The sequence below is a fragment of the Oceanobacter antarcticus genome, from assembly GCF_044962685.1.
Classification (GTDB): Bacteria; Pseudomonadota; Gammaproteobacteria; order Pseudomonadales; family Oceanobacteraceae; genus Oceanobacter; species Oceanobacter antarcticus.
Map to the genome: position 1 here is coordinate 1 of NZ_JBBKTX010000014.1, position 14,375 is coordinate 14,375.

19 protein-coding genes, 1 other RNA gene and 1 pseudogene are annotated in these 14,375 nt (G+C 48.4%); 15 read left to right on the forward strand and 6 right to left on the reverse strand.

The window, feature by feature from the left end; all coding sequences use genetic code 11:
• Nucleotides 1-74: 74 nt before the first annotated feature.
• On the reverse strand, nucleotides 75-1,271 hold the full coding sequence (locus WG929_RS11985; protein WP_416206209.1) for a P-loop NTPase family protein: 1,197 nt from the start codon (nucleotides 1,269-1,271) through the stop codon (nucleotides 75-77).
• 49 nt (nucleotides 1,272-1,320) lie between these two features.
• Nucleotides 1,321-1,584 (reverse strand): hypothetical protein, encoded by a 264-nt coding sequence (locus WG929_RS11990; protein WP_416206210.1) that lies wholly within the window; start codon nucleotides 1,582-1,584, stop codon nucleotides 1,321-1,323.
• Nucleotides 1,585-1,969: 385 nt separating this feature from the next.
• On the opposite strand from WG929_RS11990, the gene WG929_RS11995 reads away from it, so the two are divergent.
• From WG929_RS11995 to WG929_RS12045, 11 genes and pseudogenes are all read left to right on the forward strand, one after another.
• Entirely contained in the window at nucleotides 1,970-2,182 is a 213-nt protein-coding gene (locus WG929_RS11995) for a hypothetical protein (protein WP_416206211.1), read from the forward strand.
• A 1-nt stretch (nucleotide 2,183) separates the two neighbouring features.
• On the forward strand, nucleotides 2,184-3,920 hold the full coding sequence (locus WG929_RS12000; RefSeq protein ID WP_416206212.1) for a type IV secretory system conjugative DNA transfer family protein: 1,737 nt from the start codon (nucleotides 2,184-2,186) through the stop codon (nucleotides 3,918-3,920).
• A 78-nt stretch (nucleotides 3,921-3,998) separates the two neighbouring features.
• Nucleotides 3,999-4,289, forward strand: a complete 291-nt coding sequence (locus tag WG929_RS12005) for a hypothetical protein (protein WP_416206213.1) — start codon at nucleotides 3,999-4,001, stop codon at nucleotides 4,287-4,289.
• Nucleotides 4,290-4,293: 4 nt separating this feature from the next.
• Nucleotides 4,294-5,214, forward strand: a complete 921-nt coding sequence (locus WG929_RS12010; RefSeq protein ID WP_416206214.1) for a hypothetical protein — start codon at nucleotides 4,294-4,296, stop codon at nucleotides 5,212-5,214.
• 13 nt (nucleotides 5,215-5,227) lie between these two features.
• Nucleotides 5,228-5,863: a hypothetical protein gene (locus WG929_RS12015; protein WP_416206215.1), complete on the forward strand. Its 636-nt coding sequence runs from the start codon at nucleotides 5,228-5,230 to the stop codon at nucleotides 5,861-5,863.
• Nucleotides 5,864-5,873: 10 nt separating this feature from the next.
• Entirely contained in the window at nucleotides 5,874-6,146 is a 273-nt protein-coding gene (locus WG929_RS12020; RefSeq protein ID WP_416206216.1) for a hypothetical protein, read from the forward strand.
• A gap of 129 nt (nucleotides 6,147-6,275) precedes the next feature.
• A complete protein-coding gene (locus WG929_RS12025) occupies nucleotides 6,276-6,536 on the forward strand; it encodes a hypothetical protein (protein ID WP_416206217.1) in 261 nt (86 codons plus the stop codon).
• An 84-nt stretch (nucleotides 6,537-6,620) separates the two neighbouring features.
• Nucleotides 6,621-6,986, forward strand: a complete 366-nt coding sequence (locus WG929_RS12030; protein WP_416206218.1) for a hypothetical protein — start codon at nucleotides 6,621-6,623, stop codon at nucleotides 6,984-6,986.
• Entirely contained in the window at nucleotides 6,983-8,203 is a 1,221-nt protein-coding gene (locus tag WG929_RS12035) for a relaxase/mobilization nuclease domain-containing protein (protein ID WP_416206219.1), read from the forward strand. The genes WG929_RS12030 and WG929_RS12035 overlap by 4 nt, the downstream gene beginning before the upstream one ends.
• An 11-nt stretch (nucleotides 8,204-8,214) precedes the next feature.
• Nucleotides 8,215-8,457 (forward strand): hypothetical protein, encoded by a 243-nt coding sequence (locus WG929_RS12040; RefSeq protein WP_076513370.1) that lies wholly within the window; start codon nucleotides 8,215-8,217, stop codon nucleotides 8,455-8,457.
• A gap of 22 nt (nucleotides 8,458-8,479) precedes the next feature.
• Nucleotides 8,480-9,235, forward strand: a pseudogene (locus tag WG929_RS12045) (recombinase family protein); the annotation flags it as partial.
• On the opposite strand, the gene WG929_RS12050 reads toward WG929_RS12045, so the two are convergent.
• From WG929_RS12050 to smpB, 3 genes are all read right to left on the reverse strand, one after another.
• Nucleotides 9,170-9,550, reverse strand: coding sequence for a hypothetical protein (locus WG929_RS12050; protein WP_416206220.1), 381 nt, complete (start codon nucleotides 9,548-9,550; stop codon nucleotides 9,170-9,172). The pseudogene WG929_RS12045 and the gene WG929_RS12050 overlap by 66 nt on opposite strands.
• 439 nt (nucleotides 9,551-9,989) lie before the next feature.
• Nucleotides 9,990-10,346, reverse strand: a transfer-messenger RNA (tmRNA) gene (gene ssrA, locus WG929_RS12055).
• 198 nt (nucleotides 10,347-10,544) lie between these two features.
• Complete coding sequence (smpB, locus tag WG929_RS12060) at nucleotides 10,545-11,027, reverse strand: SsrA-binding protein SmpB (RefSeq protein ID WP_369855090.1); 483 nt, start codon at nucleotides 11,025-11,027, stop codon at nucleotides 10,545-10,547.
• Nucleotides 11,028-11,173: 146 nt separating this feature from the next.
• Between smpB and WG929_RS12065 the strand changes: the two genes are divergently transcribed.
• From WG929_RS12065 to WG929_RS12075, 3 genes are read left to right on the forward strand one after another with little or no spacing between them, the layout of a single operon-like run.
• Nucleotides 11,174-12,529, forward strand: a complete 1,356-nt coding sequence (locus tag WG929_RS12065) for a sodium-dependent transporter (protein ID WP_416206221.1) — start codon at nucleotides 11,174-11,176, stop codon at nucleotides 12,527-12,529.
• A gap of 56 nt (nucleotides 12,530-12,585) precedes the next feature.
• On the forward strand, nucleotides 12,586-13,017 hold the full coding sequence (locus WG929_RS12070) for a type II toxin-antitoxin system RatA family toxin (RefSeq protein WP_369855088.1): 432 nt from the start codon (nucleotides 12,586-12,588) through the stop codon (nucleotides 13,015-13,017).
• A complete protein-coding gene (locus WG929_RS12075; RefSeq protein WP_416206222.1) occupies nucleotides 13,010-13,300 on the forward strand; it encodes an RnfH family protein in 291 nt (96 codons plus the stop codon). The genes WG929_RS12070 and WG929_RS12075 overlap by 8 nt, the downstream gene beginning before the upstream one ends.
• A gap of 46 nt (nucleotides 13,301-13,346) precedes the next feature.
• On the opposite strand, the gene WG929_RS12080 is transcribed toward WG929_RS12075, so the two are convergent.
• A complete protein-coding gene (locus WG929_RS12080; RefSeq protein ID WP_369855086.1) occupies nucleotides 13,347-13,745 on the reverse strand; it encodes an outer membrane protein assembly factor BamE in 399 nt (132 codons plus the stop codon).
• 93 nt (nucleotides 13,746-13,838) lie between these two features.
• Here WG929_RS12080 and fur point away from each other — a divergent pair, with 93 nt between their 5' ends.
• Nucleotides 13,839-14,246 carry a ferric iron uptake transcriptional regulator gene (fur, locus tag WG929_RS12085; RefSeq protein WP_369855085.1) on the forward strand — a complete coding sequence of 136 codons (408 nt, stop codon included), beginning with the start codon at nucleotides 13,839-13,841 and terminating at the stop codon, nucleotides 14,244-14,246.
• Nucleotides 14,247-14,375: the final 129 nt, after the last annotated feature.

Below are 14,375 nucleotides of genomic sequence, written 5' to 3' on the forward strand. Positions count from 1 at the left end.
TTTATAACAATGATCCGAAGCCCTTTGTGTGGCAAAAAACTGCTGACCAGATCATCGAGTCCATTGCTCGATTATCAGATAAGATAAATACCAAGTGAACTTTTGTTAAGGGACACTAGAGCCGCAAATAGCGGATTCCATGCCGACTTTATTTTTTTAAGGTATGAAAGTGCTGACTTTATTCTTTGGTCGTTTTCATTTAATCCTGATCTTATTCTAATTATTTCCCTTAATATTAGATCTTGATCTTTTGTTACTCCTAAAGGCATTGGTTCCACATGAAAGAATATTGATCTATTTAGCTCGTAGGATCTCTTACTATCAATCAGCCCCCACCTTTGGTCATCGAATAAAGGAGATTCAAACACATGGTCTAAAACAAGTACTCTGATCTTATGAGTTAAAGTATTTTTAGCTCTACCCGAAAACCGAGAAGTTAGGGTTTTAATAACTTCATCATGCGTATACATGTAGTCAACTACAATAACTGTTGGCCTATCAGGCAACCATTCGTTCCAGTGTGATGGATTTGCACGATCATGCTTTTCTAAGATATGAAAATTCCAGCCATTTAGTTTTTCTGAATGAAGAGCCCAATGGGCCATTAGCCGAGTTTTTCCTGAACCAGATGGGGCACAGATACCCCAGACACTAAAAATTTGCTCGGATGCAACGAAATCATTTAATTGATTAAGCTCGAATTCTCTTCCAATGAAAGGTATCGATTCATCATTGTAGGGGCTGAGCCAAGAATCTTCAGTGGATACTGTTGATATTCTTTCGTCATTATTTTCAATGTTTTTCAGGATGTCCTTGTTTTTTATAAGTTCAAATTCAGACTGTATGCTATCAATGTTATTGGTAATCTCAGAAAAATCGAAACTAGAAGGTCTTTTGTTGCTGTAGGAAAAGAATTCAAGTATGAATTCTTGGGTCGTTTTTTTGAGGTACTTATGGCTTATATATGCAGAGAAACAGAACGCCACTCTTGCATTTTTTTCGCCAAGTCCTTGCTTGCTAACCGCGTTAATTGTTTCGTAATTGCATTTTGTATATTGGTCAATTTCATTTCTAAATGCAGCGTTTTCATTACTACTTTTTCCATAGCTAGAAATGTAATCCCAATAGATTCGTCCGCCCCATTGTTTATCTGACGGACGGGATTTGTCTGAAAATTCTTTATGCGTTACGGATCGTGATATTTGTTTGATGACGGCTTGGCAATCAGCTGAAAGAGACTGCCAATAATCATCATATGAAAATTCATCCAATTTTATTCCCTAGGCATTTAGAAAATGCCAGTAATTTGGGGATATTTCATCATTTAGGTTTTAAGTCAGGAGCTTCTTCTATTGTTGGGACTTCATCGATGCTTTGATTCAAGATCTTTCGTATCTCTTTAGGCCCTATCCATCGCTCTGCCTCTTGCCATATCAGCTTGGAAAGAAACTCTCCCCCTGTTTCTCCCTCGCCGCGTGCCATGAGCTTACATAGCTCTCTGGCTCCGCGCTGCATCCTAGTTGTTGAGTAGTCAACTGGATCGTCTACTCGGGTTGCCTTTTCATTAAATTCCTCTTTCGCCATTCCATAATGCCTTTCCTTATCTGTTTTTCATAACAAATTCCTATCTCAAAGTGTCTCCTCATGTCAACAAAATAAAATCTGCCGACTCTGGCAGATTTATCTGCTGATCTCGGTACAGAGGAAAAATCTTCATAAAGGCTTAATCATTAATAGAGACAGGGTATGCACTGTCTCTCCAGATAATTGGGGAACTAAAAATGGTTAAGCCACGAATTCAAACACTAATGATAAGCCTTTTATCTTTCTGCGTAATGACAACTTCTATGCTAGGAGTCGTTCTATCCGTTGATACTGGAGATATTCCTTTTGCAATCGCATTTGGTGTCACGTTGTTTCAGACGCCACTTATGCTCCTTCTATCCAACAACCTAGAAGGAGGCCAGTAATGGCCTCTTTTCAGCATATCGCCCTTTGGCCAGCCGAATGGATCGTTCGGCTTGTCCTCATGCTCTTTGGCACAGAACTGGAGCAGCTGCCACATATCTGGCAAATCGTATCAGTTGGCGTGGTTGCCTTCATGTTCTGGGCGCACATCGCCAAATTGGTCATTGGCGCTATACAGCGCCGAATCTTCGGCCACTATGGGAATGGTGGCTGATATGACCACGTCATCATCTCTTATTCAGTCTATCCCTGAGTTGGCCGAACTCGTTGCGACATTGCGGTCAATGTCGCCTGAGGAGATTGTCGGCTTAGCCGCCATCGTGGTGCTAACCTACGTTTTTACCTGTTTTGCTGCGAAGGCAATGCTGCTGCGGCTGCTTCGCGCCTTTGGCCTCTACAGTCCCCCTGTCTATGCAGCACTGCCCAGTGCTTTGCCTTACTGGCGGTCTGTTTATCGCCTAAAAATGCAGGTTGCTCGCTGGAAAGAGACTGTTTTCCGGTTTGGTAAATATGCCACCGCCGGTTTTGCAGGCACGCTGGCCACCATGACTCAGCTTTATACGCCCTCGACGGTCTTGATTGGGCGTGTGTATTGGGCAGGATTTGGGCTGATACAGCCAGTAGGCGCGCGCATTCAGCGCCATATCATGGTGTACGCCATGACCGGCGCGGGTAAAACGACATGGATCATCACCATGCTGGCGCTCTGGCGTGGCAGTGCCTGCATTGTTGATCCTAAAGGGCAGATCACGAATGCCTTGGCGCAGGCTGATAAGCGTGAGTGGATTGTGTTTCGTCCGCACGAGCCTGAGCGTTCTGCTCAATGGAACCCACTGGATGACATCAAGGCCGCTATGCAGCGTGAAGGCCACGACAGCGCTGTTAAGTGGGCGCAACGCCTGTCTGAAAGCCTGATTGTGACGCCAGCTCAAACTAAAACTCCCTTCTTCGCGGATACAGCCCGCGGCTATCTGACAGGCTTAATTCTGCACGTGCTCTCTGCCCATGAAGACGATTGCCACTCGCTGCTGTTTGTTTACGAGCTGGCCGTACATGGCTATCGCGTCTTTAACAATGACGGAACCATAGAAAGCACGCCCAAAGAGGCGAGGCAGATTCTGGACAAAGAACTGCTGGAGAACCCTGCCTTTCAGGGGGCGGTAAGTTCCTCGACCAGCGCTTTTATCAATGCCAGTGGTGACACCAAAGGCTCTCTGGTTGCGACCTTGCTGGAGCAACTTAAATGGATGGCGCTGCCATCGGTGAAGTTTTTGCTGTCTGCGACCACAAGGCCTCTAAGTGATGCGAAATCACGAGATGATGTGGTGTTTGCGTTTGTCACGCCGGTACTATCATTGCGGGAAGAGCTGAAGCCACTGTTTCGCGTCTATACCAACTTTGTTTCTTATACCTTTGAATCCGTCCCTAAAAAGAAAGGCCAGTGCCTGTTTGTCATTGATGAAGTTCAGGCGATGGGTCACAACGCCACATTGGAAGTGGCGCTACCTGTAGCACGCTCATACGGCTTGTCTGTGGTGGCCATTGCACAGGATCGTGAAGGTATGAAGGCTGCTTACCCGAAAACCTACGGCAGCTTTGAGGGTAACGCCGATGTGGTGCTCTTCATGGCCACCAACCACCCCGACAATTACAACTATGTCAGCCAAGCATTAGGTAAGCGCACTCATATCGACATTGATCCCCGCTCAGGCAAGAAGTCATACCGCGAAAGTGATGTGATGACGCCGGATCAAGTGAAGCGTTTCTTATCACCGGATACAGGCAATCTTATTGCTATACGCGCGGGCGCACGCGCCTTGCGCTTAAAGATCGCGCCTTACTTCAGTGAGCTGCCCGTCACGTCCTATGCCCCAGACCCCGATCATCGTGAACCCATTTTCCGGCGTATTAGCCGCCTGATCTTCAATCCCAAATCACTTTTCAAGAGGTAGTCGCGAGGCATCTACGAGGCTTTAGCAACCGGATTTCAGGAAATAATGAATCCATACATGAATGAGGAGAACAGACTAATGCAAACCACTGATAACCCAAACACCAGCCAAGCACTGACGCATATTAAACAGGCCGTAGCCGCGCACCAGATTCCAGACCTGTCGCTGCTAAAGAGTCTGTATTTGGAGCGGCAGCGGGAAAAGAAAGAGCAGATCAACGCGCTGCTTGCCCAGCAAAAGCAATGCATCGCGCGCGGCGAAGCGGCGGCCAGCGCTATGTATCAGCGCCACCAGTATCAAGCCAATGCCAGCAGCAAGGCATTTGATATGTACGCCTATCAACACACCCTGCAACATCATGAGGAATAAGACTATGACCCATACCATCTTTAATCAGCCAGTGCAGACGACATTAGAAGCGCTGCGCCAACCGAGCATGGCCGAGGCGCAACAACTAACCTCGATCAAAGTAGGGCTGGCTGTCTGTGCCTTAATTGCACTGCTCGTGATCGCTTTTGAAGCCAAGATTGTCTACGCCACGTTTGATATGACCTTTGGCTCCAGCGATAGCGTGTGGAAGCCTTGGATCATGGCGTTTGCCAGTTTAATTCTGGTGCTGGCGGTGCATTTTATCGGCCATAAAAACGCTCAGCATCCGGTAATCCGCTTCGTAAACCGAGCCGCCGCCATTCTGATTCCAGTCTACCTGCTGGGCATTGGCGTTCTGATTGTCGTGACGCTTTACAACAACGGCTTGGGCGAAATGCTGATGTCTGCCAGTACAGAGATGTCGCTAGAGGCCATGCTCAACCCTGAACCGGACAGTGCATTGGATGAGGTCATGACCACGACCTTAACACCACTGGCAGGCATTCTGTTCTCCGTAGGCATTGGCTCGCTTGCCATCGTCTCTGTCTTTGTCGCGCATTTTGCATTGTCCAAAGTAGAAATTCTGGCTGAAAAATACCTGCGTATTTCTCAGGCGGCTAAGCTGGATAATCGTGATATGCAAGCCTATCAGCAAGCTTATGCAGACTACGATGCCCTACAAGAGCACATTGACAATCTGATTACTCAAGACGACGAAGAAATCCGCGAAGCCTTGGCTGATGAAGTGCTGATCAGCATTCAGGATGGCCTAGCCCCCACCGTTCAGCTCATCAATCAAAGCAAATACCAGCAACGGCCTGAAGGCCTATTGCCACCAAATCAGATCAACGTCACGGCGCTGGAGAGAGCCATCAAACCCATTCAATCCATTAAACGCAAAGATATTTTGAAGCACTTGGTTTAACAGGAGAATCCTTATGAATTACTTTCAGAAAGCAATAACTTTATTCATTTTAACTATGTCGGTCTGCACGCCCGTCGCGGCGAAAGACCTGCATATCTTAATCGATGCCAGTCTATCCAACCCCATGTTGATTGATACCGCCTTTAATAAACGTGCTGCGACCTTCGCGGTGCAGTTGATCAGTCAGTTAAAGCAACACGACACAGTAAAACTGCAAACCTTTGGCTCATTACAAAGCACCGATAACTTTGACGTGAAGGCGCTGCAAGTGAGCCGACACAACCAAAAAAAAGTTGCAGGGGCTGTTGCAGGTTATCTCATGTCTTTGCCTAAAACACTGAAACCCCAAGGCAGTACCAATGCGCTGGCGTGGTTTAACCGCAATTCCGTGGATTGCAGCAAAGACCAACACACCATCTTGATTGTTACCGATGGTATTGAGGCTTCCGAATACGTGAACCCCAATCACTTGCTGTCAGGTAAGCAGGCACTGCCTGCGCCCAGTGAGTTTGTGAACATCCGTGGCTGTGAGGTCTTTATGTTCGGCGTGGGAGCTGGCCGTTTGGATCAAGAAACGAGCCTCTTGCGCAAAGCATGGGGGCAATATTTTAAGCAGGCCGGAGCTAGCTTCTTAGCTGTGCCGCTATAGGAGTTGCCTTATGACAGTGACACGAGCCGAGCTGGACGCACTGCGAGCCAGCTTAGCCAAGCCAGAGCTGCAACTGACGTTCACGCCTGATAACGGCATAGCAACACAAGTGCATACGGAGCTGTTTCAAAAACAGCAGTCACACCTCAAACAAGGAGAACACTCACTGCGACAAGCACAGGAAAGCTTGCGAAATGAGCTTAAAAAACTGCGCAGTAACGCTCCAAACCGCGATGAGTTGAAGGCGGCAGACCATACGCACGTATTCAATCATAAATTGTAATTAGTGAATTTTTAACAATGCCTCCTTAGACAAGGAGGCCGCCAGTCAAGCTATTGATTATTAACACTTAATTTACAATTTCCACCCTCAAATAGAAGGGTAAACAACAACTTTTAGGAGAAATAAAGCATGTTTAATGATGACTACGAATTGCTCAAACCAAGAAAAGGCGATGACGAATACGGCGTGTATGAGCCGATTGATGTTGATGGTCAAACCATCGAGATTCCGGCAGGCCGTGTTCATATCGAGGGCATTCTGAAAGGGATTGTCTATCTCGAAATCGCCGACGGCAGCTATATCGTTCGCCGAAAGAGAAAGGATGATGCTGTGCCACTGCAAGCGTTTGCGAGCATGGCTAAGCCCGCTAATGGTAATGCACTGCACTGATAACGGAGATAGCACGTCAGGTTTTCGGGCTGGTGATGCCAGCCCGATACCGCCTCGAATAACGATTAAGGTAAAGGCGACAGTATGAATTTCGATTCAATTATGTCACTCCGGCTTACTGCATGGCAGCGTGCATTTGTTAAACAACAATCGCAGGCGGCAAAGATGAGTGAGTCTGATTGGGTACGTTACATATTATTTAACGATGCTGCGCTCATCACACCAAAACAAAAAGCAGCGGTTAAACGTGTCAGTGACCGCGACCTTAGTCAGATGATTTCTGTTCTGGGGGAATCTCGGATACCCAATAACCTGAACCAGCTTACCAAAAGCGTCAATATGGGAACGCTGATTGTTACTCCCGATACCGCGCACCGTATTAATGACACATATCACATGGTGCTGTGGATACGTCAGACATTGATACACCAGTTAGGGCTGAAAGCATGATTTTAAAGGCATCACAACGCAGCGGCGCAACCCAGCTTGCCTATCACTTGCTCAACGATGAAAACGAGCATGTGACCGTGCATGAGTTAAAGGGCTTTATCAGTGATGACGTGGTGGATGCCTTCAAAGAAATGCAGGCCATTGCCAAAGGCACACAGTGTAAAAAGTTCATGTTTTCACTGTCGCTCAATCCTCCGCAGCATGAAAGTGCCAGCATAGATGACTTTGAAGATGCGATTAGCCGCATTGAAGAAGAGCTGAACATCAAAGGCCAGCCGCGCTGCATAGTTTTTCATGAAAAAGAAGGGAGACGCCATTGCCATGCGGTCTGGTCACGGATTGATGGCCAAAAAATGAAGGCCATCAAACTGCCGTATTTTAAACAGCGCTTAAACGGCATCGCCAAAGAGCTTTACATCGAACATGGCTGGGATTTACCCAAAGGCTTTATCTCAAAAGAGCTGAGTGATCCGCGCAACTTCACGCTGGCTGAGTGGCAGCAAGCCAAGCGCCACAAGATTGATCCGCGTGAGATCAAAAACGCTATGCAGCAATGCTGGAAAGCATCAGACAACAAAGCCAGCTTTGAACACGCAATGATAGAAAAAGGGTTCTTCATCGCCAAGGGTGACAGGCGCGGCTATGTTGCACTGGATTGGCGCGGTGAAGTTTATTCACTGTCACGCTCGCTCAGCATCAAAACCAAGGAGTTAAAAGCAAAACTTGGCGATACCGAAGTTTTGCCATCGGTGGAGACCGTCAAAACCAAGATTGCCTCCAACCATATTGAACTACACCGTCAGTTTTCTGAGGAATTGCAGCTTACACATGAATTTGCTCGCAAGCCTTTATCCGATAAGCGTAAGGCTATGCAGCAAACTCACCGCGAAGCCAGACAAGCGCTAAAACAACAGCAAGAGGTTCGATCACAACAGGAACAACAGGCAAGACAAAGCAAAATTCGTAAAGGTCTATTGGGGCTGTGGGATTTTCTGAGTGGACGATCCAAAAAACAACATCAGCAAAACGAGCAGGAGGCGTACGCCGCAGAGTTGCGAAACAGGCAAGAAAAAGAAAAGCTCATCAAGGCGCAACTGGAGAGACGGCAAGCCTTACAAGCAGAACTTCAGGCGCTGCGCGAACAGCAACGGCAAGAACGGCAATCACTGGATGACAGCTTTACCGAGACCTTAGAAACACTGAATTACGAACCGTAAAGGAGGAAAACATGTTACCTGAGGAGCAAAAGAGACTTTTGCCTTATACCGAGCATATGGGGCTCACCATGAGTGAGCGAATTGAAGTGATCAACTTTGTGTGGCAGGCGATGGAATCTATAGCAGACCAAGAATGGGGCATCAATCCTACTCGGCATGGGCGCGGACAAGTCCAATTTTACGATTTACAGGATCAAAACTTACCCTTAGATTCAGAACTAACCCAGTTAACAAAAGAGTTTCGATTGCATTGAGAACGAATGAAGGGAGATTTTCATGACTCATATCCGTAATGCGGTTATTTATTGCCGTGTTTCTAGCGCCAGACAATTGAAGGAAGGTCATGGACTATCTTCACAAGAGAGTCGATGTCGGGAATATGCCAAGCACAAAAACTATTGTGTCGAGGCTGTCTTCTACGATGAAGGCGTGTCTGGTGGAATGGTTGAGCGTCCTGCAATGCTTGAGTTACTTGATTTCATTGCAGACAGAAAACCTGAAGAAACCATCGTTCTTATTGATGACATTAGCCGCTTAGCGAGAGGGCTGGAGGCGCATTTACAACTTCGAACTACTATTCAACAAGCTGGGGGTAAGCTTGAGTCCCCTAGCATTGAATTTGGCACAGACTCCGACTCTATGCTGGTCGAGAACCTTTTGGCATCCGTGTCCCAGCATCAGCGTGAAAAAAACAAGGAACAGGTGTTCAATCGCATGCAGGCTAGGGTAAAGAGTGGCTATTGGTGCTTCTGTCCCGTTCCGGGCTACAAGTACGACAAGCTTCCAGAACATGGGAAGATACTGGTCAAACAGGAACCCGTGGCCTCTATCATTCGAGAGGGGCTTGAGGGGTTCGCGTCTAATCGCTTCGAGACGCAGACCGACATTAAACGCTTCTTTGAGTCTTTCGAAGCGTTCCCGACAGATAAGAAAGGTCGGGTATCGCACCAGCGAGTCGCCGATATCTTAACCAAGCCTTTGTATGCCGGATATTTGAGTGTTCCTAAGTGGAATATCTACATGCACCCAGCTAAGCATGAGGCTCTGATTAGCTTTGAAACTCATCAAGCCATCATAGACAAGATCGAAAAGGCCGCTCGTAAACCACAGCAATCCTTTATCAGTGATGAGTTCACTCTGAGAGGCCATATCTCTTGCTCTTGCTGCAATCAGCCTATGACGGCGGGAATGGTGAAGGGACGCAGCAAAAAGTACCCGTACTATTGGTGTTCTCAGAAAGGCTGTGAGAAATACGGCAAAGTCATCAAAAGAGAGGCTATTGATCGCGATTTCAATGAACTGTTGCAATCTCTGAGAATGCCCAAGGACATTTTCTTCCTCGCTCAAGAGGCACTCAAGATGCTCTGGGAGAAGAAGCGCTCAAATAGCAGTATGGATCTGGGAATAGTTAATCAGGAAAAAACAAAGATTGATCAAAAACTGAACAGGTTGGTGGATCGGTTACTGGATACAGACAGTCCCACGCTCATCAAAACCTATGAAAAATCCATAAAACAGCTTGAGAAACAGAAAATTTTGCTCGATGAAAAACTCAAGATTGGTCGCAAAAGGCAACCTAGCTTTGAACGTGCATTTAAAACCGCTCTCGTCTGGTTAACAAACCCAGCTGTACTGTGGGATACAGGGTGTTTAGCAGACCGCAAATCGCTGCTAAAAGTGATGTTTACTGACAACTTAAGGTATGACAAAGAGAGTGGGTTTTTGAACCGCCCAATCGCCCAGCCCATAAGGCTTTGCGGGCTAGTGGGCGATGGTGGTACAAAAATGGTGGAGATGGCGGGATTTGAACCCGCGTCCGCCAATCCTCCACTAGGAGATCTACATGCTTAGCCGCCTCTATTAATTTAGTTCGTCACGGCCCGAGGGGCAGGGCGTTCAGAACGAGCTCGATTCGGTTTAGCTCTTCAACTCCGAGCGAAGCATCCAAGCGATCCTATAGGGCTTAGCCCTCGTCCCCCTGTTATAGGCACCGGGGTTCAGAGGTAAGCTGCAATTAAGCAGCTAGTGCGTAGTTTTCGTCGTTTGCGACTATATAAATGTAAAACGTTGATTTACGAGATCGTCTTACCCTCTCGGCATGCACCACTAGCTTTGTAATCAACGTCGAATCCAGATCATCCCCGAAATCGGTGTTGCTCAGGCTGTGAGCCCAGGGCTAATGCCCCTTCAGTCTGGAGATTGGATGCCGTTGTACCGGCTTGGTTCCCTTAACTTACCGGGGTTCCTCTTCAGACTGTTTTTTTACGGCGCGGTGTTCCGCGCAGCAAGAGCGGGACTATACGTCCTATGGGTCGATTTGCCAAGTCCGGATTTTTAACGGTTAGCGCACCGAGTGTTTCATGATGCGTTCTTTTTGTTTGGCCCAGTCTCGGTCTTTGCTGGTGGCGCGCTTGTCGTGGGATTGTTTGCCTTTGGCCAGGGCAATTTCTGCCTTGACCCGATGGCCTTTCCAGTAGAGGGCGGTGCATACGCAGGTGTAACCTTTGGCCAGCACTTTTTGCTCCAGTCTTTCGATTTCTCGAGCGTGGAGCAGCAGTTTGCGTTCGCGCCGGGGTTCCGCAACGACATGGGTGGATGCCTGATGCAAAGGGGTGATCAGGGCACCGGTGAGCCACACTTCGCCTTTATGAAAGGTGACGTATGAATCCAGCAGTTGGCACTTGCCTTCCCGTAGTGCTTTTATTTCCCAGCCACTAAGCACAAGGCCTGCTTCCTGTTTGTCTTCAAGAAAGTAGTCGTGGCGAGCCCGTTTGTTCAGGGCGATGGTTGGGCTGGAGGCTTTTGGCTTTTTTTTGGTACTCATACTGTCAACAAGGATGTCTCTGGGCGGTGTGGGGCTTGTCCGGTCGGACACTGTGGCGAAAGGGCCTGGCTCTTGCGGTTCTGCAACTTGAGGCAGGCGAATAAATCTTTAACAATACAGCCACGGATCAAGCAGAGAAGAATAACATGAATTCAGATAAAACCGGTATGCATGGCGTTTGGAGCAACCGCTGGACGTTTATTCTGGCGGCTACTGGCTCAGCAGTTGGTCTCGGTAACATCTGGAAGTTTCCCTATATCACGGGGGAAAATGGCGGTGGAGCGTTTGTTCTGGTGTACCTGGTGTGTATTCTTGCCGCCGGTATTCCGGTGATGATGGCGGAGGTACTACTGGGGCGTAAAGGACGGATGAGCCCTATCAATACCATGCGGCAGATGACTGATGAGCAAAATGCCCCGCGTTTTTTTCGCAGTATTGGTTGGATGGGAGCGGTTTCCGGTTTTTTTATTCTGTCGTTTTACAGCGTGATTGCGGGTTGGACGTTGGCCTACGTGGTGAAAATGGCAAGCGGTATCTTTGACGGTGCGGATGCTGAGCTGGCAGGTAATGAATTTGGCGGCATGCTGGGTAGCCCCGGACTGTTGCTGTTACTGCATACCCTGTTCATGATTCTGACGGGGATTGTGATTTCTCGCGGGGTACACAAGGGGCTGGAAAACGGTGTGCGATTGATGATGCCGCTGTTGTTCATGATGCTGATACTGCTGTTTGGCTACGCTTTAACAACACCGGGTTTTGGGGCGGCAATAGCTTTTCTGTTTACCCTGGATTTCAGCAAGTTAAGTACTACCAGTGTGGTGGTGGCATTGGGCCATTCGTTTTTTACCCTGAGCCTGGGGATGGGGGCGATCATGGCCTATGGTGCCTATATGCCGAAGCAGGCATCACTGGGGAGGACGGTACTGGCGGTTGGGTTCCTCGATACCCTGGTGGCTCTGGTTGCCGGTGTGGTGGTGTTTTCCGTGGTGTTTTCGAACGGTCTTGAACCTGGTGCCGGGCCGGGCTTGATGTTTCAGACGTTGCCGGTTGCGTTTGCTGCGTTACCTGCCGGGGACCTGATTGGTACGGTATTTTTTGTGCTGGTGGCGGTTGCGGCCTGGAGTTCGGCTATTTCCATTGCTGAGCCAGCGGTTGCCTGGTCGGTGGAAAAGGGGATTTCCCGTTTCAAGGGGACGCTGGTGGTGTGTGGTTTGTCCTGGCTGTTGGGGCTCGGTACGGTACTTTCTTTTAATGAATGGTCTGAGGTTACCCTGTTTGGCAAAACCTTCTTTGGCACGCTGGATTTTCTCACCTCTAACATTTTGCTGCCGCTCGGTGGTATCCTCATCGCCGTTTTTGTTGGCTGGTTTATGAGTCGCGAAGCGATTGGTACCGAGGCACGCATACAATCTCCCGTCCTGTTTGGTTTGTGGATGTTTATGTTGCGCTACGTGTCGCCGGTTGCTGTCGGGCTGATTTTTATCAATGGCTTGCTACCGTAGTCTCTGCGTGGTGGTCGTTGGGCCAGCCGTCCTGTTAATTCGTTTCAAGAGGTATCATGACCACCATTACGCGCAGTGCGCTGGTGATGTTCAGTGCAGAGCAAATGTTCGACCTGGTGAATGATGTCCGTCGTTATCCCGAGTTTCTGGATGGCTGTCGTCAGACCGAGGTGATTGACGAGGGTGAGGATTACATCAAGGCTCGCCTGACTATTGCCAAAGCCGGAATCAATCAGAGTTTCAGTACCCATAATCGTCTGGTAAAACCGGAACGCATGGAAATGGAGCTGCTGGATGGCCCTTTTACCCGTTTTCATGGTATTTGGCACTTTCAGAAGCTGTCCGAGGAGGCGTGTAAAGTGTCTTTGGATATGGAATTTGAAGTTGCCAACAAGCTGACCGGAGTGGCGTTAGGGGCCGTGTTCAAACAGGTGGCCAATATGATGGTCGATTCGTTCGTAAAACGGGCTCAGGTAGTTTATGGCTGAAACAATCGCAGTGGAAGTGGCGTACGCGTTGCCTGAAAAACAGCGCATTCTGGCAGTTGCTGTGCAGTCTGGAACCAGTGTGCTGGAGGCTGCACGGTTGTCTGGTATTACCCGTGAATTTCCGCAGCTGGAGCTGGAATCTGCCAAAATGGGCATTTTTGGCAAGACAGTAAGAAATCTGTCAGACCCTGTACAGGAGGGTGACCGTATCGAAATTTATCGACCGTTGATCATCGATCCGAAACAGGCGCGGGCCAATCGGGCTGCCAAAACACAAAAATAACTGCTCCGGCCCGCTGTGCTCGGGTCGATGTTGTACCTTCGTCGAGCTACTCCAACGGGATGGTGTTGATTGCAGGTTCTTCCTGCGGCAACGAGTCCAGTTGGCTTTGCTCTGAAAATTCTGCCTCTGGCAGGGTGCCTGTGTAGTTCAGGTAGTTGCCCTGATCATCAAAAAACACCTGTATGCGGTATTGTTTGGTGATTTTGTCGCGTTCTTCCAACGTGTACACGTAATCCCAGCGTTGGCTTTCAAACGGATTTTTCAGCACAGGCGTTCCCATCACGAACTCGACCTGATGTTCTGTCATGCCTGTATGTAGCTGATTTAGCATATCCTGGGTGACGATATTGCCCTGCTGAATGTTCAGCTTGTGCACACCAGGGAAAACGCAGCCGGAAAGGGTTGCAAAACCAAGTAAAAAAGTCAGAATTGTCGCTCGCATCATTCAGCTGTTGTCTCGTCCGGTGGTTTGCGTTTTTGCATTAGCGGACGATGATACCTGATGAACCAAGTCGCTGTGAAATATTCGAGGGTTGCAATGTCCGATCAAAATATGGAGTTGCGTAAAGCAGGTCTGAAAGTCACTCTGCCAAGAATTAAAATTCTGAGTATTCTGGAAAGTAACCCAGAGGCTCACCTGAGTGCTGAGGATGTCTATAAATCATTGATTGAGGCAGGTGAAGACGTTGGGCTGGCAACTGTATATCGGGTGCTGACCCAGTTTGAGAGTGCTGGACTGGTGACTCGTCATAACTTTGATGGTGGTCATTCGGTGTTTGAGCTGGATAAGGGCGACCACCATGATCATATGGTGGATGTCGACTCCGGCACCGTGATTGAATTTACCAATGAGGAAATTGAGCGGTTACAGCATGAAATTGCGGCGCAGCATGGTTATGATCTGGTTGATCACAGCCTGGTGCTCTATATCCGCAAAAAGAAGTAATGGCCAGGTTCTCGACGAGGCTCCCGGGCTTGGCGGGAACACGGTGAACAGATAACTGTTTTTTGCATCCATGATCCAGTTGCGGCCACTGGTTGCTGCAGGTTTGATGCGCACCATACTGATGTAACG